Source organism: Flavobacterium polysaccharolyticum, assembly GCF_038739875.1.
Taxonomy (GTDB): domain Bacteria; phylum Bacteroidota; class Bacteroidia; order Flavobacteriales; family Flavobacteriaceae; genus Flavobacterium; species Flavobacterium polysaccharolyticum.
Window position 1 is genome coordinate 1 of sequence record NZ_JBCGDP010000063.1, and the last position, 1,027, is coordinate 1,027.

General features: G+C 34.1%; 2 protein-coding genes. Both read right to left on the reverse strand.

Going from position 1 to position 1,027, the window contains the following annotated elements; genetic code table 11:
* The coding region (locus tag WFZ86_RS20090; protein ID WP_342693606.1) for a hypothetical protein at window positions 1–213 on the reverse strand (213 nt) is incomplete at its 3' end.
* Between the two features lie 52 nt (window positions 214–265).
* Window positions 266–1,027: PKD domain-containing protein (locus WFZ86_RS20095; protein ID WP_342693607.1), on the reverse strand; the 762-nt coding region annotated here is incomplete at its 5' end.

Here is a 1,027-nt window from a genome sequence, read left to right on the forward strand (position 1 = left end):
ATACTGCGTTTTTTGCATTTCTCGCATCATAGCAATTTCTCGCGCAAGATCTTGGTCTTTCACCCCATGTTCTTTGAGTGAAGTGGTCACTCGAGCTACATCAAAACCAATTTGTTGATCACTCAAATCCTGCGCAAAAGTCACGAATGAACACAGTACCATACAAAAAGTAAGGAACCAGTATTTTTTTATTTTAAAATCGTTTACCATCATCAATTTATCTATTTTAGGTAGATTATTTTTTATTTTTTAAGCTAAATACTGATTAATTACATCTATTTCCCGTTTGTAATGTTGCGCCTTCTCCATTATCTTCAATAATTGATTTTGCACAAATAGTAGCATTACCATCATTACTTGATAGCGAAACAGCGCTTTCAAATCCGTCCATTGAAATAAATTTTACGTAATGTTGACTAAAACCAACTCCTGGAGATATAATATATTCATAACCCAAACTTGCTGAAGGATCAGTACTAGAGCAGTTAAAAATCTCAGTAATTACGCCATTAGTATCAACCCTGTAGGAAATACCATCCGCAGCATTTTTATACCATATCTTTCCATTACCCGCACTCAATATTAAGTTTTGGTCTAAGAACAATCGAGTACCAACTTGCAATAGCTTATCGACAGTATACAATTTAACAGGAAAAGAAGTTTCATTACAAGCTAATGAAGAGGTACTACCTGGACTAGAAAACTGAAACAGAGTACTAATTGAATTGCCACTTGTGTTGCTTGAACTTATTTTTATCACACCTGTTATAGGTGTACATGCAGGGAGTACTGAGGTATATGACTCTAAGGTGGTTATACATCCTTTTTCATCTTTAACGTTCAAAACCACACGATATCTTCCTGCTGTGGAAAAAGATTGTGTTGCATTAGCAGTACTAACTTTGGCTAAAACTGTAGTATTATCTAAATTATAAAAAGTCCAATCGTATGTTAAATTTGATGCAGCTGTTTCTAAAGAAAAATTTGCAACTACATTTGCATTCAAAACTTGGGGGGTATATTTGAT